This is a genomic window from Neobacillus drentensis (assembly GCF_036965645.1).
In the GTDB taxonomy this organism is placed as follows: domain Bacteria; phylum Bacillota; class Bacilli; order Bacillales; family Cytobacillaceae; genus Neobacillus; species Neobacillus drentensis_D.
This window is the reverse complement of sequence record NZ_JBALPZ010000091.1, coordinates 9,268-29,241: the sequence shown is the minus strand read 5'-3', so window position 1 is coordinate 29,241 and position 19,974 is coordinate 9,268. Positions and strand designations below refer to the sequence as shown.

Sequence of the window (19,974 nt, the reverse complement as noted above, 5' to 3'; positions counted from 1 at the left end):
TTCATTTTTTCCTAGGGGCGACAGGCATTAGACGAGCCGGCGAGAAGACTTCTTTTTAGCCTTCGTGACGGATTGGCTTATGCCCCCGAGTCCCTAGGCGCTGCAGCTGGACAATTCTCAATTGTTACTTTTAAAAAGAAATAAGTCCAACCCAAATGGCAGGACTTATTTCCCGGAAAATATCATCTATTGTCGATTACAAGGAATAATAGGCACTTAAAAAGTTTAATAGATGCTGCTGGGCTTGACTGAGGCTCTTTTTACTTTTCGACTTTTGATAAGTTTTTAACTTATCAGCCGCGGTCGTTAATTCTGTTTTTATCGTATTTACCTTCTCATTCTTTAAACCGCTCGTCTTTAATTGTTCCTCAAGACCGGTGATCGCCTTAGTCGATTCAACAGACAGTTTATTATTTAATAGAGCCGTTGAGGTTGCTTGTGATAACGTTTGATAGATAGCAGGCACATTCTCTAGGAAGCTCTTCTCTTTGTCATTAAGACCGGATACTTGTTTTTCATCAAGTAAAAGCGGCTTGGCAAAAACATCTCCGACACCATCTGCTTTATATTGATTGCCGAGTGATTTGGCTGTTTCAATGGAATCGGCTACCCCAAGGAATAAAAATTGCTTTCCACTCATTTCAACTAGTTTGGATGGAACACCCTTCGAAGTTACCTGGGTTGATGTTTCCTTCGCACCATCCTTCGAAGTGAACACACCGCCCTGTATCACATAAGTTGTCATTTGCTCCAAGATAGTAGCCTTCGAAGAATTTTCTTCAGTTTGGCCGACTGTCGTATTTCCAGTTTCTTCGGCCACTGTTGGGACTGAAGCAGTTCTCGGCTTATCCGTTGGCCCTGTGATCACTAATTTCAACATAACAAATCCAATTGTTGTACCGATAAGGATGGCAAAGGCGGCTGAAGTAACAATTGTAACGATGTTACGGTCCTTTTTCTTTTTTGGATTGGCTGAAATGGTTGCTATTTTGGGGAGGCTTGGCTTTTTTGTTTTTTTGTTGCCTGCAATTGTAAATTCCTCAATATCTTGATCGGAGGATTCCGGAATGATCCAGTCAAAGCTTTCATCGACAGATTCCTTGGCTGCGGCAGTTTCGAAGAATACATCATTTTCTACTTTATTCGAATCTATTTCTAACACTCCCGGAATAGGTTCGATGGCTGGTTCGCGGTCGACTTTCTTTGGTTCTTCCTCAAAGGTTTTGGTTTCTCCATTTAATTTAATCTTGATTGTATTGCCTTTGTTAGGCTTGTCCACTGCTTGTACTCCTCTCTCTTCCGAAGGGTCATTGGTTTCATCCTAACATAAGGGTAAAAAAAAATAACAAGACTTTTGTCGTCTTGTTATGGTTGTCTTTCGCCAAATTATTTGGTAGTTCGCCATCGTTATTACTATGGCTGAGTTGTCGCAGCAGCCGGAAATTGGCTTAATGGGTTATCTTTACCGGCTGGTGCAGGTGTATCAATTTTCGGAAGATCTGTTTTTAAATCGGTCAAACCAGGCATGTAAAAAGTCGAAACCGTGAGCGAATAGGTTAGCGGCTGAGTCTCGGTTCCGAGACTGGTTACCTCTTTATCACCTGTATAATTGATCGCTTCCACAGAAACGATCCTTGGAAGAGATTCTACTGTTTCAATAAATTTTTCCAAATTCTGATAGGTTGCTGACTCTACTGAAAGTTGAACGGTTAACTTTTTCAACCCACTGTAAGGAGCAGCCGCTTGTTGCTGGGTTCCTGATTGATCTGTCGTTGTTTGGCTGGTTGTACTTTGAGTAGCAGCAGTGCCAGATTGATCTGTTGTTGTAGTTTGTGTAGTTGTTTGACCCGCTGCTGCAGATTGCGCGTTTGTTTGATCGGTGGCAACTGTTACATCAGCATCCTTAGAGAAACTCATTGTTTTAATTTCACTATTCGAGACATTTTCTGCCTTTTCTAAATCAAGGATAAATTGTTCCTGAAGTGGCTCTACAGGCACTTTCTTCTGAAGCTCGGAAGTATCTTCCGGTTCTGTGCTAGCCGTTTCTGCATTTTTCTGGGTTACAGTATCTAATAGCTTTTGTTCTGTCTCTAGGGCTTGTTCTTTTAAAGATAAATCTGACTTTAATGGACTTAGTGAGAAGAACTGAGAATAAACAATGACGATCAAGATTAATAGTACTCCAGAACCCATGATGATTTTATCTATTTTTGATAGGGGGAGTTTCATGATGCCGTCACTCCTTCCTCTGTCTTACTCTTGTCTGTTGCTTTTTTGATTACATCTTTATTGAACTTAATCTCAAATTGCCCAATGTATCTTGGCACAATATTATTATTAGCAGGCTGAGTTGTTGTCGTTCCATTGGATACAACGCCTGTATTTGTCGGATTTGAATTAGTTGTTGTTGTAATTGTTGTATTCGTTTGACTCGTTTGCCCCGCAGCAGTAGCACTTTGACCATTAGCAGTGGCTTGGGCTGAAGCTGTCGAGTTTGTTGTGGTGCTAGCGGCAGTTGTTGTACTAGCGGCCGTTCCCGTAGTTGCTGCTGCCGTGGTTTGTCCGGTTGACTGCGTGGCAGTATTAGCAGCTGCTTTTGCTTCAGTCGCCGTTAAGGAAGTCAGACTCACATCTTCAATCCAGTCTGAATCTTTTAGACTTTCTAAAAAATAGGCTGCTTCACGAGAGCTATCAAATTGAACACTAATTGTAACCGTCGCTGCCTCGGTATATGCGAATGATTGGATAAATCCTCGTTCTGGTAAAAGCGCAGTGAGATGTCTCATCACTGGGACGGTTTGAATCGGGTAATCCTTTGCCCAGTCAACCGCCGTTTTTAATATGCTGGCGGAATTGGAAGCCTCATTCTGGCTTGCATTTTTTTCAGTGGTTTCGGTGACTTTTTTGGTTGTCGCGATTTGGTGATCTACTGAAGCCACATCACTTTTGACAGAATTAATCTGCCAAAAATAAACGCCGCCGATTAAGATAAGCACAGCCACAATGGCTGATAAATAAATAATATTAAATTTTTTAGGTTCTTTTTGAGGGAGCAGGTTAATTTCTACTAGCATCATTGCACCTCTTTTAAAGCAAGACCTAAAGGTAGGAAAAGATTAGACGGTATGCTCATATGTTTGCTCTTTGTTTCGTTATCAATCGTGATTAAATCAACAGGAATATCGTACCTTTCCTTCATCTCATCATAAATGGCCATCACCATCGGATGGTCCCCATTTAATAAAAACTTAGTGATATCCTGTTTTTCATTATTACCTTGTGAATAACGGTAAAAATCTAATAACTTATTAATTTCTCTAAATATATCTTCAAATTGGACGACCAATTCTTCAGGTTCTCCGTTAAACTTACAAACCATTAAGCCGAGTGTATCGCGGGATACTTCCCATTGATCGATATCAAATGACAAGGAGAAATGGCGCATCACTAACGGAACGGTTTCATCAAAGATACACAAATTCACACCTGTTAAATCGAACTGAACCGTAAACAACACTTCATCAACTGCTGCCCGGTCTAATTTATGATACAACCGGTAGAGTGAAAGCGGGGAAATATCCGCTGCCACCGGATTCAGTTTCAAACGGTTAAGCAGGTCAACATATTCCATTACATTCTGCTCTGGTGCAGCAAATAAAAGTAATTCCTTCGTCTTCCCATTATCATTCAGTGAGAAATAGTCAAAGACTGGCTCTTCAAATGGTAAATGGATACTGGAGCCGAGTTCTAAATATAGATAACCCTTGATTTCATCCTCTTGAACATCGGCTGGTATCGTGACCTTTCGGATTATCACAAGTGGATCTGGAACAATAAAACGAATGGAACGCCTGCGAATCTTCCAATCATCAATACATTCTTCCAGAATGCTTGACAACGAATCGAAATCGACAATCTTCCCGTCTGTAATAATTCCAGGCGGTAAGAATCGTTCTAACCATCTTTGTGGTGCCGGCGGACTCTCTTGTTTTAATTCCAAAAAGCGAATCGAATGGTCATTTATCACCAGATTGATTATTCTGTTTTTCGTTGAAAAGAGGGAAAATGCCATATTTATAAACCCCTTAGTAATATATCCTTAATAGAGGATTTTAAAGTATAAGTCAATAAGCTCCGTACCCCAAAAATAAGCTGTCAAGGTGCCAGCCGCAATGAACGGACCAAATGGTATTGGCTGTCGTTTTTTAACGATTCTCAGCAAAAGAGCTAAACCGCCAATCACGGCGCCAAATAAGGTTGACAGGAAGAAAGATAATAATACCATTTTAAATCCTACCACGAAACCAATTAAGGCATATAGCTTTACATCACCAAAGCCCATTCCGCCCTTACTGACAACAGCGATGATAAGCAGGAGAAGAAATCCGGTAACGGCACCTAAGAGGCTGTCCCACCATGGGTGTAGCGGCCAAATAATTCGTTCCAATAAAAAAATCCCTGCAAACCAGAGCAAAATTTTATCAGGGATGATCATATAATGAATATCGGACACAGTGATAATCATAAACATTGAGATAAACGTCAAGGCAATGACTAATTCTCCAGACCATCCAATTACGTATGGTGCTAGCGCAAAGAGGATTCCAGTTAATAATTCAAAAAAGGGATAGATAGGAGAAATCCGCGACTGACAGCCGCGGCATTTCCCTTTTTGAAGCATATATGATAAAACCGGAATTAGTTCAAATGGTGTTAACTGATGCCCGCAATTTGGACATGCAGATCTTGGTGTGACAATTGATTGCTTTAATGGAACTCTAAGGCCTACTACGTTAAAGAAGGAGCCTAGGACGAGACCATAGCTAAATAATAAAAAGTAAATCATTATTTAGCTTCTTCGATTAAAGTACTTTCATCTTTATTAGTACCGGTTGCAGGATAATCATTTAAGGTATATTTATATTTACCACTTGTTGTTGTTGCAACCTTCTCAACTACTACTGAGTAATCCGTATATGCATCACCATTATCATCTTTTACATTCACATGGTCTAGATATTCAGATAATTTGTCATAATCTAAGGTAACAGGTGAAGTTGCATCAACATTATTGTTAGCAACATACAACTTTGCTGCATTAATAATTTGTAATCCCGTTTGAGCTTCTGCCTTTTTGTCAGATTTATTAATTACATTCCCTATCGCAGGAATAGCAATCGCCGCAATAATCCCCAAAATAACGATTACTGCTAGTAATTCAATTAAAGTAAAACCCTTCTGTTCTTTCATTTTTGCTTTTAAAGCTTGTACCATTTTTCCACTCCTTCTGGTTCTATGAACCTAGTAATATTTCTCTATGAGTATACAATAAATGACATCATTGTAAAAGATGTTTTTTATCATTTTCTGTCACAAATATTAGATACTTGTAATATTTGATAGAATTTTGAAATAAAACTGTATTTTATTAGCTCATTTGGTCATACATGGAGAACATTGGCATCATAATCGACATAACAATAACGCCAACTACTCCTGCCAAAAAGACAATCATGATTGGCTCAATTAAGGACTTTAGTCGGTCTGTGCCTGCCTCTACTTCTTTTTCATAGAACTCCGCGATTTTTGACAGCATAACATCAAGTGCTCCTGTCCCTTCTCCAATCGTAATCATTTGCGTAACTAATGGAGGAAACGCCCAGTGGGCAATCATTGGCTCGGTCATCGATCTTCCCTTTTCTAACGAATCTCGGGATTCACGAATAACTTTAGAAATAACCTCATTTTCAACGACCTTTTCCACAATCGACATTGCTTGGAGAATTGGAACTGAACTCGAGAATAAAGTACTAAGTGTTCTCATCATTCTTGCTAACTGTGCTTTTTGTACCATTCTCCCAAATATCGGCATTTTTAATGTTGCAAGATCCAAATAGTATTTTGCCTGTTTATTTTTTTTCATGAACACGAAAAATACATAGATAGCAACAAAAATAATCGCAACCAGCCACCAAAAGGATTGCATAAATTTACTAACGGATAAAACAAATTTGGTAATCACCGGAAGCTCGAGATCCATATCGGAGAACATTGTTACAAATTTAGGGACAACTCCAACAAGTAAAAAGATGACAGCGAATATAGCAATAATTCCTATCGCTATTGGATACGTAAGAGCTGATTTGACTTTTTCTCTTGTGTGATGCTGTTTTTCGAAATCCTCCGCTAGACGTTCAAGTGTTCCATCCATATTACCGCTGACTTCCCCTGCCCTAACCATATTGACAAACATAGAATTAAAGATTTTAGGATGTTTTGAAACAGCGTCAGAAAAGGGATTTCCTTCACGGAGTTCTTGTTCGACATCAAGTAGTGCACGCTTTAGTCCCTTACTTTCTGTTTGAGCCGCGAGAACCGCTGTTGCCTCTACAATGGTGACACCTGCCTTTAGCAGGGTCGCAAATTGCCGTAAATAAATGACAAAATCCTGCATTTTGACGGGATTCCCAAAGGATAGTTCCATTGTCATTAACGTCTCGGGGACTTCCGTCATTTCGACAACCCGAACCCCATCATCCTTTAGCTTTACCATGGCTTCACGGCGGGAAGCGGCCGTAATCACACCCTGCTTTTTTCCGCGTTTATCTCGTCCGGAATACTTAAATCTAGGCATCCATCATCATCTTTTCTTGTAGATATTTGGTTGCAGCTTCTTTCTGAATGACGTTGCGGTCAAGCAAATCTCGAATACTCATTTCTAACGTGTGCATACCTTGTGCTCGAGAGGTTTGCATTGTACTTTGAATTTGGTGGATCTTCTCATTACGAATCAAGTTGGCTATCGCAGGATTATTTACTAATATCTCCGTCGCAGCTCTACGCCCCTTTTTATCAACAGTTGGGAATAAACGCTGAGAAATAACCCCCACTAATACCGAAGCAAGCTGAACACGAATCTGCGGCTGCTGCGCTGGCGGGAAAACGTCAATGATACGGTTGATGGTTGCTGGTGCACTTGATGTATGAAGCGTCCCGAAAACAAGGTGGCCTGTTTCAGCTGCTGTAATTGCAATACCAATCGTTTCTAAGTCACGCATCTCCCCTACAAGAATGACATCAGGGTCTTGACGAAGGGCCGCTTTTAAACCACTCGCATAATTTTGGGTATCAAAACCTACTTCACGCTGATCAATTATGGAATTTCCGTGTTTATGAAGATATTCAATCGGGTCTTCTAGGGTAATGATATGTTTTCTCATCGTCCGGTTCATGTAATCGATCATGGAAGCAAGCGTTGTTGATTTCCCGCTTCCTGTTGGTCCGGTCACGAGAATGAGTCCTTGTGGTTTTTCAACAAGCCTCGGGATGATTTCCGGCAAGTCTAAGTCTTCAAGTGTTGGCGTTTTTGATGCTACTACCCTTAGCGCAAGAGAGACACTTTTGCGTTGATGATAGGCATTCACACGGAAGCGGGATACACCTGGGATCCCATAGGAGAAATCAAGCTCCCCTTTTTCTTTAAATTGCTCCCAGAGGTTTTCAGGAATAATTTGTTTAGCTATCGCCTCAGTATCAGGTGGTAAGAGCATCTCTTTCCCGTAGCGTTTAATATCTCCGTTAATACGAAAAATCGGCGGTACCCCAACGGTTAAGTGAATATCAGACGCTTTAAATTCAATTGCGGCCCTAAGTATATTGTCAATTCTCTCCGTCATGTCTCATACTCCTACTCTAGAATGGCAACACGTAGTACTTCTTCTGTTGTTGTCAAACCTTGTTTCACTTTTAGTAACCCATCGTCAATAAGAAAGATGGTTTTATTTTTAATCGCTTGTTCTTTTAATTTTTGGAACGAATTATCATTCATGATAATTCTGCGCATGATATCGTCAATGACGAGTACCTCATGAAGGGCAATCCTTCCTTTGTAACCTGTCATATTACAAGAAGGACATCCTTTTCCTCTAATGATCTTATCAATCTTCAAACCGCGTCTGGCGAAGATTTCTTTTTCTCTTAAAGAAGGTTCCTGTGCCTCTGCACAATCGCGGCAAACCTTTCGGACAAGTCGTTGGGCGACAATGCCGCTGACAGATGAGGCAATCATAAACGGCTCTACACCCATATCATTCAAACGGGTAATAGTACCGAGTGAATCGTTAGTATGAAGTGTACTCAAAACTAAATGCCCCGTTAAGGAAGCACGTATGGCAATTTCCGCGGTCTCTTTATCACGAATCTCTCCGACCATGATAATATTCGGATCCTGCCGAAGAATTGAACGCAGTCCGGCCGCAAATGTCATCCCCACATTTGGATTGACTTGGATTTGATTAATCCCTTCCAATTGATATTCAACCGGATCCTCAATAGTAATGATATTGACCTCTTCGCTGTTTAATTGATTGAGTGCCGCATAAAGAGTCGAGGATTTCCCTGATCCTGTCGGCCCGGTAATCAGAACGATCCCGGTCGGCTGTTCAATTAAGGAATTAAACCGTTTAAAATTAAGGGCATTAAAGCCAATTTTATTTAAATCATTTAAGGCGGCCCCCATATCTAATAAACGCATAACGATTTTTTCGCCGTAGACGGTGGGCAGTGTCGATACACGCAAATCAATCGGATAAAAATCAAGATGTAATTTTATCCGGCCATCTTGTGGTATCCTGTGTTCGGTAATATCCAGATTGGACATAATCTTGATTCTCGCTGTTAATACACTTTGCATGTGTCGTGGCAGTGTCCGTTCTACTCTAAGAACTCCATCGACACGGTAGCGGATCACGATTTTTGTTTCTTGCGGGTCGATATGAATATCGCTGGCTTTTTGAATAACCGCATTGGTAAGAAGTTGATTAACCAGCCGAACAATAGGTGAATCCTGGTTGGTTACATCTTCATCCCTGGCCCGGTCATTCGCCGCTAGGTCATCAAAAAGTTCCTCAAATCCATCATCTTCTTCGTAATACTTGTTGATGGTGCGGAGGATCTCCTCTTTCGTAGCAATCCCTGCCTCAATTTGAAATCCAGTGGCAAGACGTAAATCATCCATGACAATAAAGTCCATTGGATTGACCATTGCTACAAACAGCTTGTTCCCCTCTTTTTTTAGCGGGACAATCAAATTTCTTTTCGCCATATCCTTTGATATCAAGGAAAAAAGGCTGGTGTCAAAAGGGTATTGAACAAGATTGACATGAGGAATCCCCAGCTGATTTTCTAACACTTCAGCTAATTGCTGGTCCGTAATAAAACCTTTTTGGAGCAAGGCCTCGCCAAGTTTCTGACTAGACCCTTTGTCATCTAAGGTCGAAGCAAGTTGTTCCTTTGAAATAAGTCCTTGTACAATCAACAATTCCCCAAGACGTTTCCTTGATTGTTTTCTATTGTTATCAACCTTATTTTGGCTGTTCATTCGGTTTCCCCCAAAGGTCATCAACATTGGAATCTTGTTGTGTTGTCCCAGATGTTGAAGTAGTTTGACTTCCATCAGGATTAGTTACAGTTGAAGGAGTAGCAGTTGTTGTTGTCGCATTAGTTATTGTTTGACTTCCGGTTGTTGTTGTCGTATTAGTTGTTGTTTGACTTTCTGCCGCCGTTGTTCCTTGAGCTGTACCAGTTAAGGCATGAATCTCAATTCGATAGGATGGCGAATAATAATCCTCAGAAATAGCTTCCGTCTTTAAAAGCTGATCAGCTTGGTAAACCTCGCGATTAACCTTCACGAACTGGCCATCAGCACCTGCAGTTTTAACTATTGTCTTGCCCGCTGTTATCAAGGGGCTATATTGCACAATGGTTTTCGGTTTTATTTTCTGCTCGTCTTTTTTTATGATTTTGTAGCTGTAAAGGAGTTTTTCTCCCTTTAATTTTACAGTTAATCGATTATCTTTTAATGCCAGTTCTATTGTATAGCTGGTTTTATTAGGATTTGTAATGATTAAATCGATGTTTTTATCCGCATTGACGCGCGCTTCAAATCCTAAGCCCGCATAATCAGGAAGTGTATTGCTAATATTTCTGTCCACAATCGTAAAGTTGGAAGGTAATACTGCTTGATAAATCCCAGTTCCAAGCACACTTAATAAAGAGGAGTCGGTTATTTTTTGAATCTTCGCAAAGTCAACTACTGAGAAGGTTGCTCCTTGGTCTATTTTTATCTCTGGATTTTTCTTAATGAAGGCTGGAAGCCCATAAGGAATCTCCTTTAATGTGAGCATGGCTTCATTAATCACAAAGTTCTTATCAGCGGCGTTTGCCAGCATGAAATCATTTGTCAGATTAAAAATTTGTTCCCCATTCTGAAGCTTGGATGCTGACGATTCTAAATTTGTTTTCAGCTTTGTAAAATCTACTTCTTTACTATTAATCTCAGGGAACAGGATACTAACTTGGTCCTCAAGCTGGGTAAGGTCAAGTGAAATAAAAACAGGATTAGACTGTCCATCCTTTATTGATTCGATAGTTGTTTGTTTATCGAGGTAAAAACCGTTTAAGTCAAACGCAACGCTCTTTTCACTATATTGCAAAGTGAATTTTGTCTTTTTCATCCAATCAACATACTGGTTTTCAAGTAAACTGACTGCTTCTGCAGCGGTTTTCCCCGAAATATCGATCGTACCGATTTGGGTCCCATCGGAGTATTTCCCATCTAGATTAGCCAATTTTTCATAGGCTTTTGCGCCAAAGTGAGAGGAACTAAAGATAAAAGCTGTACTAAAAACTAGTACAATAAATAATTTTATAAACTGAGTGTTTTTTTTCATATACTAGCCCCCCACTTCATCAAACTACTTTTGTAATTTGACTTCCCTCTCCATATCGCGATCTTTTTTGAGTTCTTCAGTTCCGGCTGCAGCTTCTTCGGCAGCAAGGAACAATTCTTCAAGTAGATTCTCATCTTTTATCTCTTCCAAGATGTCTTCCTCATCGGTTAAAATCTCAATATCGTTTATTTCTTCAAGCCATCCTTCATCTTCAGAATGATCAATAACATCTGATTCTTCGAGTAGTAAGCTTTCGATATCTGCTAAATAACCTTCTTCTGGGTATTTCTCTCCAACGATTTCTGTATTTTCATCATCTGGGATAGGATTTTCATCAATTAGAAAATCATTCTCTTGTAAAAGCTCATCTGATTCTTGTAAAAATGCTTCTGTCTCTAAATTGGCTTGTGACAGTTCTTGTAAGGAAGGCTCTTGTATATCTTCTAGAGTCATTAACGGAGCTAATTCATCCCCATCTGTGTTTAAATCCAGTAATTCTAGATCCGCTTGTTTTTCTTTTTTCAGCTGGAGAATATCCTCTTCCATTTCTTCCTCTGTCTCAAGTTTGAACAAATCCGTTCCCTGTTCAAAGATCAAGGCGGCAAATCGGCTATCCATTACATAGGCCGCAGCCAAAACTAGTAACACCAAGATTAACCCCGTTTGCCATAATGGAAAGGAAGAAACTGCTGCCAGTCCTGCAAGGGCCAGCACAAAACCGGTTAAAGCGACAATTAGCTTCCCTTTGAAAGAGAATCCAATTCGTAATAATGAAAGAATTAACAATAAAGTTAACGTAGCACCAAAGGCCCATACAAGTGACAGCATTTAAATACTCCTTTTCCGTGTGAACTTTTATCCTATTAAACTACAATTTATCTTAAAATCACTAATGTTTTTAGCTTTTATACAAAAAATAGACAAAATTCGCCTATTAAATATTGTATAATACTATTATGTTTTTTGAAAGAAGCTGGAAAACTTTTTCTAGGTATTAATTACTGATTTGTGTACCTAGTTTTCTACGAATTTGGTAAGGTATATCTATATAACTATATTTTCTCCTATAAAGGAATGGTTTCTAATGGAAATATTAAAAAACGAAAAAGGTTTAACTTTGATAGAGGTTGTAGTTTCAATTGTTATATTGTCAATAGTCCTCATTTCACTCATGAGTATTTTTCCTCAAATGAGCCTGCTAAATAATCAAAATGAACAAAAGACCCAAGCTATTAACACCGCAAAAGAAGTGCTTATAAATTGGAAAGAATCACAAGTAGTCAAGACTTTTCTCCAGAGCTCAAATCAAACAACTGGCTTTACTCCTGCATATGTAGATGAAAACATAAATTATACATTATTTTCTTTAACTAAATTTACGAATTATTACTATTTTGAAACCACGAAAGACGAATATAAAGTGCAAATAAAAATAAAAAGGACCCCTGATAATAATTCTAATAATTCTTTTGTTAACCAAATTGATGTTCAATTGTTTAATAGCAAAGGAAATATGGTAGCTGAAACATATGGTTATGTCATTAGATAGGAGAGGATGAGAGTGAATCACGATGAAAGTGGTTTAACTTTGGTCGAAGTATTAGCCACACTAACAATCTTTTCAATAATAAGTGTGATTATTTGGAGCGTATTTTTTCAAGGTTATAATTTATCCGAAAAAGCCATTACCAAAAACCAAATGCAGCAAGAAACGAATCTTTTAATAACAAATCTATTAAAAATTCACCGATCAGCTAAAAATTATACCATTACAAATACGAGCTCGAATTGTGAAATAACGGTTAATATTACAAATACAGATAATACAACTAAAACGGAGATTTTTAAACATACTTATATGTGTTTTAAGTTTGAGATAAAGAATACCGTTACACAACCTATTCAACCTAGGCTAGAAGGGAACATTGTCCAATTAAAGTTAACCACAAGTGATAAGAATGATTCCAATAATAATATAACGATAGATACTTTTCTCTATCGTATGAAGGAGGGTATAAAATATTAATGAAAAGTATAAAAAACGAACAAGGCTATGCCCTTTTGGTTGTGCTGTTTGTTGTAACTGTCTTTATGATTCTTTCTCTTTCTTTCATGGGACAAGCCTTTTCAAGTACAAAACAAAATCAAATAGTTGAAAAGCGGACTCAATCTGTCTCGGCTGCGGAAATGGGTATTTCCTACTATCAAGTTCAAATACAAAAACTTTTTGAAAGCAAACAATCATCGGTAAACACGGCAGTTAGTGGATTTATGAAGACGAATCCATCTGGGAATTTTAAGAGTAAAGCAGCAGAGGAAATGGCAGCGGCACTTCAACATGAGTTCCCACCTGGCAGTTCGCCAGCAGCAATTCCAATCGATGGACGATCGAATGCTTCCTTTGCTATTAGGAATTTTACCGCGGTAGCAGATACCGCTGGTAACTCAAAAAAAGTCAAAATCAGTTTTAATATTATTGGTAATGAAAACGGAAAAGAGACTACTCTTTTTACAGAAATGTATATTGATTTAGATTCAATCCTCAATCTCCCAACAAGTGGTCAATCCAATAATTATGTACTACCAAATTACAACAATATAATTGAACCAACAGTTTTATGCAGTACGTTAAGTTGTAATCCCGTATATATTAACGGACCTGGAATATTTGATGGAAATAACTTATTGAGTAGTAACCAAACCATTTACACAAAAGGTTCATTAACGTTAACTGGACAAGGAAATGAAAACAATACACGTGTTGTCAAGATACATGCAGATGGTCCTATAACCATTGGAAAAAATATGAATAGCCAAACAAATTTACAGATCGAAACAAATGATAGTGCCACCTTTGAACAAAATTTAAAAGTCGATACCACATCAAGCGTTTTAGTTCGAAAAAGCTTGACTGTGAAACAACATTTGGATATTTCTAATGAATCTTTTGTTTACGTTGGTGAGACGGCAACTGTTAATTATTTAGATATTTCTTCATCGTCCAAAATGTGTGTCTATGGTGATTTAAAATATTCTAATGCCCCAACTGTTACAACAAAAAACGGAGAAACGCCAAGTGCATTATTAGTTTATGGAACGGTAAATAAATTAGTAAATGGAGTTTATCAGGCAGTAACAAACTCACCATACAAGGTAGATTACAATACATTTTCGAGTAAATGTGGAACCTATGTACCACCTGAATTTCAGATTTACTGGGGAGAAAATTTAAGTACTGTCATTAGTAATGTTGTCTATTAACAATTAATTAAAAAGGTGTGTACATAGTTGTATCATACAATCACGTACACACCTTTTTATTTTTATAGGGAGATCGGGTTATCCTTTAAATTCTTAGCTAAAACTGGTTTCGCTTCTGAAATAAAATAAAGCGAACCCGTAACAACTAATATATCGTCAGATCCTAGCCTTTTTATTTTTTCCAGCAGACAGGACTGCCAATCATCCACTGCCAGCTTGTTTGTTGAACTACTTATTTTGTACAAATCTTCTGCTTTGGCAGCGCGAGGAAAATCAAAGCTGACAAACGAAATTTGATCCGCAATCCCATCTAACATGGCAATCATTTCATCCAGCTTCTTATCCCTTAAAGCAGCAAATACAATATGAATATTTCGATCACTGTATCTGCTAGACAGCTCATGGACTAAGGAAGTAATTCCTTCCTGATTATGGGCTCCATCAATAATAACAAGCGGTTTTTCCGAAAGGATTTCAAATCGCCCAGGCCAGTATGCGTCTTTTAGTCCCTTACGAATAGCTTGTTCTGTTACTTGAAATCCCGTTTGGTTAACATAGTCAGCGGCAAGAACCGCCAGGGCGGCATTTTCCGTTTGATGCTGTCCAATCATACTAATCTCAAGTTCCTCAAAGGATAGAGATTTAGATTTCAGGGAAAACATTTCACCCTTGGCTAATGAATTTTGCCCGGAAATCTGAAATTCTTGATTCAATCTATAGATTGGGGCAGACTTCTTTTCAGCCATTTCCTCAATCACGTGCAGGGCACCTGGATGTTTTACCGCGGTAAAGATCGGTGTGTTATTCTTGATAATCCCTGCTTTTTCAAAGGCAATCTCCTCATAAGTATCGCCGAGGATATTGGTATGGTCTAATCCGATGTTTGTAATAATTGAAGCTAATGGTTGAATAATATTGGTGGAGTCAAATCGCCCGCCTAATCCTACTTCAAAAATGACGATGTCAATATTACTTGTATTAGCGAAATAGTAAAAGGCCATTGCCGTGATCACTTCAAACTCAGTTGGGCCGCCTAGTTCCGTTCCTTCTAATTCATCTGCGAGCGGCTTAATGACATTGGTCAGCTCTAATATTTCCTCATCATTAATTGGTTTTCCATTCACACTGATTCGTTCATTAAATTGTTCAATATACGGTGATGTAAAGGTACCAACCGTATATCCTCCCGCTTGTAGGATTGAACGTAAAAAGGTGACAGTGGAGCCCTTTCCATTCGTTCCGCCTACATGGACCGCCTTGATTTTCTTTTCGGGAAAGCCAAGCTTGTCCATCATCCATTCCATTCGGGTTAAGCCAGGTTTAATCCCAAGTCTTAGTCTCCCGTGAATCCAGTCGAGGGCTTCTTGATAAGTAGTAAACAATTTTGGTACACCCCTTCTATGTAAGCGAGACGAACTCAGTACTGAATTCGTCTCGCACAACTTGTTATCCTCTTAACTCTTTGATACGGGCTTCGACCGTATCTCTCTTTTCGATGTAATCCTTTTCTTTCGCACGTTCCTCGGCTACAACACTTTCAGGTGCTTTTTTCATAAAGCCTTCGTTGCTTAATTTCTTCTGAACGCGGTCCACTTCTTTATTTAACCGGTCTAATTCTTTATTTAGACGAGCAATTTCTTCGTCAATATTAATTAAGCCTTCAAGCGGAAGGATAATTTCCAAGCCGGTCACAACAGCTGTCATTGCTTTTTCAGGTACTTCGATGTCTACGCCCATTTGCAATTCTTCTGGATTACAGAAGCGTTCAATATAGCTGCGGTTGCTTTCCACTGCTTTCAGAACGGCTTCATCTTTTGCTTTGACAAGCATCTTGATCTTCTTGCTTAATGGTGTATTTACTTCAGCACGGATATTTCGTACAGAGCGAATCATTTCTACAAGCAGCTTCATTTCTTGAGCAGCCTGGTCGTCTGTTAGCTCTGGTTTGACAACTGGCCATGCTGCTGTTGTGATGGATTCACCTGCATGCGGAAGGTTCTGCCAAATCTCTTCCGTGATAAATGGCATGAATGGATGTAACAAACGCATTGTATTGTCTAAAACATACGCAAGGATTGAACGCGTTGTTTTCTTAGCTGCTTCATCTTCACCGTATAATGGAAGCTTCGCCATTTCAATATACCAATCACAGAAGTCATCCCAGATAAAGTTATATAAAGCACGGCCGACTTCACCAAATTCATAGCGTTCAGACAGTCTTGTTACATGTTCAATCGTTTCATTTAAGCGTGTTAAAATCCACTTATCGGCAACCGATTTTTCGCCGCTGAAATCAATTTCTTCATATGTTAATCCATCCATATTCATCAAGGCAAAACGGGAAGCATTCCAAATCTTATTGGCAAAGTTCCAAGTGGACTCCACCTTTTCAAAGCTGAAACGTAAATCCTGTCCTGGTGAACTGCCAGTAGATAGGAAATAACGTAAGGCATCGGCACCATATTTTTCAATAACATCCATTGGATCAACACCGTTGCCAAGTGACTTACTCATCTTACGGCCCTGCTCGTCACGTACGAGTCCATGAATAAGAACATCTTTGAATGGACGATCTCCTGTGAACTCGATGCTTTGGAAAATCATCCGGGATACCCAGAAGAAGATGATATCGTAACCAGTTACCAGTGCATCTGTTGGGAAGTAACGCTTATAATCTGCCGCTTCCGTGTTTGGCCAGCCCATTGTGGAGAAAGGCCATAGGGCAGAGCTAAACCAAGTATCTAATACGTCTTTATCCTGTTCCCAGTTTTCAGCATCTGCAGGTGCTTCCGTTCCTACGTAAACTTCACCTGTTTGTTTGTGATACCAAGCTGGAATACGATGGCCCCACCAAAGCTGTCTGGAAATACACCAGTCGCGGATATTTTCCATCCAGCGAAGATATGTTTTTTCAAAACGGTCTGGAACAAAGTTTACTTTATTTTCTTTTTCCTGCAGTGCAATCGCTTCGTCTGCGAGCGGCTGCATTTTAACGAACCACTGGGTTGAAAGGTATGGTTCAACAACTGCACCGCTGCGCTCAGAGTGACCAACGGAATGCATGTGCTCCTCAATTTTGAAAAGAACCCCTTGCTCTTGTAAGTCCTTCACAATTTGCTTACGGCATTCGAAACGATCCATGCCTTGGTATTTGCCAGCTTTGTCATTCATAGAACCATCTTCGTTCATAACAAGGACACGCTCTAAGTTGTGGCGGTTACCTACTTCAAAGTCATTTGGGTCGTGGGCAGGTGTAATTTTTACAGCCCCTGAACCAAATTCCATATCCACATAATCATCACCAACAATCGGAATTTCACGGCCAACGATTGGCAGGATAACGGTTTTGCCGATTAAATGCTTGTAACGCTCATCTTCCGGGTGAACGGCTACTGCGGTATCACCTAGCATCGTTTCCGGACGAGTAGTGGCTACTTCGATGGAGCCGGAACCATCTGCAAGTGGATAGTTCATATGATAAAACGCACCTTGAACATCTTTGTAGATAACTTCGATATCAGATAAAGCGGTTTTTGTAGATGGGTCCCAGTTAATAATGTACTCACCGCGGTAGATTAAACCTTTTTTATAAAGGGTGACAAATACTTCTTTAACTGCATCAGATAAACCCTCATCTAGGGTGAAGCGTTCGCGGCTGTAATCAAGACCTAAGCCTAATTTCGACCACTGCTGGCGGATATGAGACGCATATTCTTCTTTCCACTTCCATGTTTCTTCAACGAATTTTTCTCGGCCTAAATCATAGCGGCTTTTGCCTTCGTTACGAAGTTTTTCTTCTACTTTTGCTTGAGTTGCGATACCCGCATGGTCCATACCAGGCAGCCAAAGAACATCATAACCCTGCATCCGTTTCATTCGTGTCAAAATATCTTGCAGCGTTGTATCCCAAGCATGACCTAAGTGAAGCTTTCCCGTAACGTTTGGGGGCGGGATAACGATTGTGTATGGCTGTTTGCCTTCGTCATCCTTTGCTTCAAAAAATTTACCCTCCAGCCACCATTCATAACGACCCTTTTCAATTGTCTGCGGATCGTATTTGGTCGGCATTGTTAATTCTTTTGTTTCCATGTAAATCCTCCTTTTAAAATTCCGGTTAACACAAAAAACTCCATTCGTCTTATAAAAGGACGAATGGAGTATGCTTCGCGGTACCACCTTTTTTCCAATCGAAAAAAAACATGATTGGCTCTTAACTTAGATAACGGATTTTATCCGTCTTCCACTAATTGGATTTCTCCGTTCGCAGAAGAAGCTCATGGGCGACTTTCCAATGTTCCGCCTAGGAAATCTTCCAGCTAGTGATTTCCCTCTCTTAAAGCAGGAGTGCATTGTACTCTTCCCTGTCATAGCTCTCATTTTAAATTATATTGTTATACTACCCAAAAAAGGGGAGTGACGTCAACAGGATGACCAGATTTTTTATTTTTTATACTATATGGCAGTTTGCTTTGGATTGCAAGCCCGATTATGAATTATGCACTTTTTATTGTGTCTTCCCTTTTCTCTGTACGAATTTGGTTGTTCGACTTTTGAAGATATGGGCTCGATTTTGCCAGAGAAATTCCGAGGACTGACCAAAAAATAGGCGCGACCGGGACAGTGCTGATATTAAAAAATGCCTGAATTAGATAACCAAAGATGGTTGCAATAAGTCCATAGATAATAATTTTTTCGTTTCCTTGTACTTTTTTTACAGCCAGAAAAGCTTTCCTTAATACGACAAATATCAGTAATAAATAAATGACCAGCACCGGGGTGCCTAAGGTAATGGCAATCTGCAAATATTCATTATGAGCTTTATCAACCTTAGTATCCGTGCTTCCGAGGAATTCCAGCATTTCTTTTGGACTCGCCTTAAAAATAAATTCAAAAGTATCAGGTCCAGACCCAATCCAAAAATAGTCTTTTACAAGCGGCAACGACTTCTTCCAAATAAAAAATCGTGAAGACCCTTCGTGACCGGTAGCTTGTTCGGTGGCAACACTCATGGAATCCGTGACAACCGAGTTAATCCGTTGAAAGTAAAAACCATTTTCAGTGAGGTTGATGGCGAACAACAGCAGGCCAAACGTAAGCAACAATGAAACCCATCTCTTCCACAGGTATTTTCTCTTTAATACGACAAAGACTGTTAAAAAAACAGTCCCAAAAAATACGCCAAGATAAGCACTTCTCGTACTAGAAAAAATAAGTGAAATAAACACTAGAGATGCTGTAAGAAAGTATAAAGAGACTGCTTTTTTCTTTTCAACAGTTAAATAGATTGTTAATGAGAGTAATAATACCAACACTAGATACGATCCAAAGAAGTTGGGGTTATCAAAAAAGGTATAGGTTCCTGAATAATAACGCATCGCACTGTTCCGAGGGAAGAAGTCCAATGAGTAATGCTGCAAAATCCCATAGATAGAAACAAAGATGGACACCAATGAAATGCCAAAGACTACCCTGTTTAATTTATTTTTATCTATTAATCTGTAGGAAAATAACAAAAGAAAGTAATCAGGCCTTCACACCGGTCTAAAGAACCATGGATTGCTGTATAGGTATACTTGGACAATGCGGTCGATATTTCTATTAAACTTAATAGGATTAATAGAATTAATTCAACGGCAGAATCCCGCTTTTCCGGAAGGAGCACACGATACTTTTTCTTAAAAATAAGATAAAGCCAGACCGCACCTACAAATAAATATAAGTAGTTGGTTTTTGTTGTTGTATAATACGGATCATATCCCCATGGATAGATTAATAGCGGAAACAGTATGATAAACCAATACATCCCAAATAACTCCCTCGATTATGTATAAAGAACTGGTAAATGAATTCCTAATTATTATTCCATTTCTACTAGGACATTTCAACTGGTTATTTTAGATGATTGGAGGATACGACGGAGAATTTTTTAAAAATTAATGAGGAACAAACTGGGTGTTTTGAATATAAATAAATAAAATGTTTA

Annotated in this window: 18 protein-coding genes and 1 other annotated feature; of the genes, 3 read left to right on the top strand and 15 right to left on the bottom strand. The window is 39.2% G+C overall.

Going from position 1 to position 19,974, the window contains the following annotated elements; genetic code table 11:
• Positions 1 to 196 precede the first annotated feature (196 nt).
• From V7266_RS17715 to V7266_RS17665, 11 genes are all read right to left on the bottom strand, one after another.
• Positions 197 to 1,279 carry a hypothetical protein gene (locus V7266_RS17715; protein ID WP_335469552.1) on the bottom strand — a complete coding sequence of 361 codons (1,083 nt, stop codon included), beginning with the start codon at positions 1,277 to 1,279 and terminating at the stop codon, positions 197 to 199.
• Between the two features lie 134 nt (positions 1,280 to 1,413).
• Positions 1,414 to 2,229 (bottom strand): type 4a pilus biogenesis protein PilO, encoded by an 816-nt coding sequence (pilO, locus tag V7266_RS17710; RefSeq protein WP_335469551.1) that lies wholly within the window; start codon positions 2,227 to 2,229, stop codon positions 1,414 to 1,416.
• On the bottom strand, positions 2,226 to 3,074 hold the full coding sequence (locus V7266_RS17705) for a PilN domain-containing protein (protein WP_335469550.1): 849 nt from the start codon (positions 3,072 to 3,074) through the stop codon (positions 2,226 to 2,228). Before V7266_RS17705 ends, pilO begins: the two co-directional genes overlap by 4 nt.
• A complete protein-coding gene (pilM, locus tag V7266_RS17700) occupies positions 3,074 to 4,072 on the bottom strand; it encodes a type IV pilus biogenesis protein PilM (protein WP_335469549.1) in 999 nt (332 codons plus the stop codon). The genes V7266_RS17705 and pilM overlap by 1 nt, the downstream gene beginning before the upstream one ends.
• 27 nt (positions 4,073 to 4,099) lie before the next feature.
• Positions 4,100 to 4,846 carry a prepilin peptidase gene (locus V7266_RS17695; RefSeq protein ID WP_335469547.1) on the bottom strand — a complete coding sequence of 249 codons (747 nt, stop codon included), beginning with the start codon at positions 4,844 to 4,846 and terminating at the stop codon, positions 4,100 to 4,102.
• Complete coding sequence (locus V7266_RS17690; RefSeq protein WP_335469546.1) at positions 4,846 to 5,274, bottom strand: type II secretion system protein; 429 nt, start codon at positions 5,272 to 5,274, stop codon at positions 4,846 to 4,848. The genes V7266_RS17695 and V7266_RS17690 overlap by 1 nt, the downstream gene beginning before the upstream one ends.
• 154 nt (positions 5,275 to 5,428) lie before the next feature.
• Complete coding sequence (locus V7266_RS17685; RefSeq protein WP_335469545.1) at positions 5,429 to 6,634, bottom strand: type II secretion system F family protein; 1,206 nt, start codon at positions 6,632 to 6,634, stop codon at positions 5,429 to 5,431.
• Positions 6,627 to 7,676, bottom strand: coding sequence for a type IV pilus twitching motility protein PilT (locus V7266_RS17680; protein WP_335469544.1), 1,050 nt, complete (start codon positions 7,674 to 7,676; stop codon positions 6,627 to 6,629). The genes V7266_RS17685 and V7266_RS17680 overlap by 8 nt, the downstream gene beginning before the upstream one ends.
• Positions 7,677 to 7,687: 11 nt before the next feature.
• A complete protein-coding gene (locus V7266_RS17675; RefSeq protein WP_335469543.1) occupies positions 7,688 to 9,379 on the bottom strand; it encodes a GspE/PulE family protein in 1,692 nt (563 codons plus the stop codon).
• The gene (locus tag V7266_RS17670) at positions 9,363 to 10,730 is read right to left on the bottom strand and encodes a VanW family protein (protein ID WP_335469542.1); all 1,368 of its coding nucleotides are present in this window, start codon (positions 10,728 to 10,730) and stop codon (positions 9,363 to 9,365) included. Before V7266_RS17670 ends, V7266_RS17675 begins: the two co-directional genes overlap by 17 nt.
• A 24-nt stretch (positions 10,731 to 10,754) precedes the next feature.
• Positions 10,755 to 11,558, bottom strand: coding sequence for a hypothetical protein (locus V7266_RS17665; protein ID WP_335469540.1), 804 nt, complete (start codon positions 11,556 to 11,558; stop codon positions 10,755 to 10,757).
• A gap of 256 nt (positions 11,559 to 11,814) precedes the next feature.
• Here V7266_RS17665 and V7266_RS17660 point away from each other — a divergent pair, with 256 nt between their 5' ends.
• The 3 genes from V7266_RS17660 to V7266_RS17650 are packed head-to-tail and all read left to right on the top strand — an operon-like array spanning position 11,815 to position 13,991.
• Positions 11,815 to 12,279, top strand: coding sequence for a type IV pilus modification PilV family protein (locus V7266_RS17660; protein ID WP_335469539.1), 465 nt, complete (start codon positions 11,815 to 11,817; stop codon positions 12,277 to 12,279).
• A gap of 12 nt (positions 12,280 to 12,291) precedes the next feature.
• Positions 12,292 to 12,756, top strand: coding sequence for a PulJ/GspJ family protein (locus V7266_RS17655; protein WP_335469538.1), 465 nt, complete (start codon positions 12,292 to 12,294; stop codon positions 12,754 to 12,756).
• Positions 12,756 to 13,991 (top strand): hypothetical protein, encoded by a 1,236-nt coding sequence (locus V7266_RS17650; RefSeq protein WP_335469537.1) that lies wholly within the window; start codon positions 12,756 to 12,758, stop codon positions 13,989 to 13,991. The genes V7266_RS17655 and V7266_RS17650 overlap by 1 nt, the downstream gene beginning before the upstream one ends.
• Before the next feature lie 62 nt (positions 13,992 to 14,053).
• Here V7266_RS17650 and V7266_RS17645 read toward each other — a convergent pair whose 3' ends face one another.
• The 4 genes from V7266_RS17645 to V7266_RS17630 form a co-directional block, all read right to left on the bottom strand.
• Entirely contained in the window at positions 14,054 to 15,373 is a 1,320-nt protein-coding gene (locus V7266_RS17645; protein ID WP_335469535.1) for a bifunctional folylpolyglutamate synthase/dihydrofolate synthase, read from the bottom strand.
• Between the two features lie 64 nt (positions 15,374 to 15,437).
• Positions 15,438 to 18,080 carry a valine--tRNA ligase gene (locus V7266_RS17640; RefSeq protein ID WP_335469532.1) on the bottom strand — a complete coding sequence of 881 codons (2,643 nt, stop codon included), beginning with the start codon at positions 18,078 to 18,080 and terminating at the stop codon, positions 15,438 to 15,440.
• A 52-nt stretch (positions 18,081 to 18,132) separates the two neighbouring features.
• Positions 18,133 to 18,368 (bottom strand) — a binding site (T-box leader).
• A 116-nt stretch (positions 18,369 to 18,484) separates the two neighbouring features.
• Positions 18,485 to 19,438, bottom strand: coding sequence for an O-antigen ligase family protein (locus tag V7266_RS17635; RefSeq protein WP_335469530.1), 954 nt, complete (start codon positions 19,436 to 19,438; stop codon positions 18,485 to 18,487).
• A gap of 44 nt (positions 19,439 to 19,482) precedes the next feature.
• Complete coding sequence (locus V7266_RS17630; protein ID WP_335469529.1) at positions 19,483 to 19,794, bottom strand: hypothetical protein; 312 nt, start codon at positions 19,792 to 19,794, stop codon at positions 19,483 to 19,485.
• Positions 19,795 to 19,974: the final 180 nt, after the last annotated feature.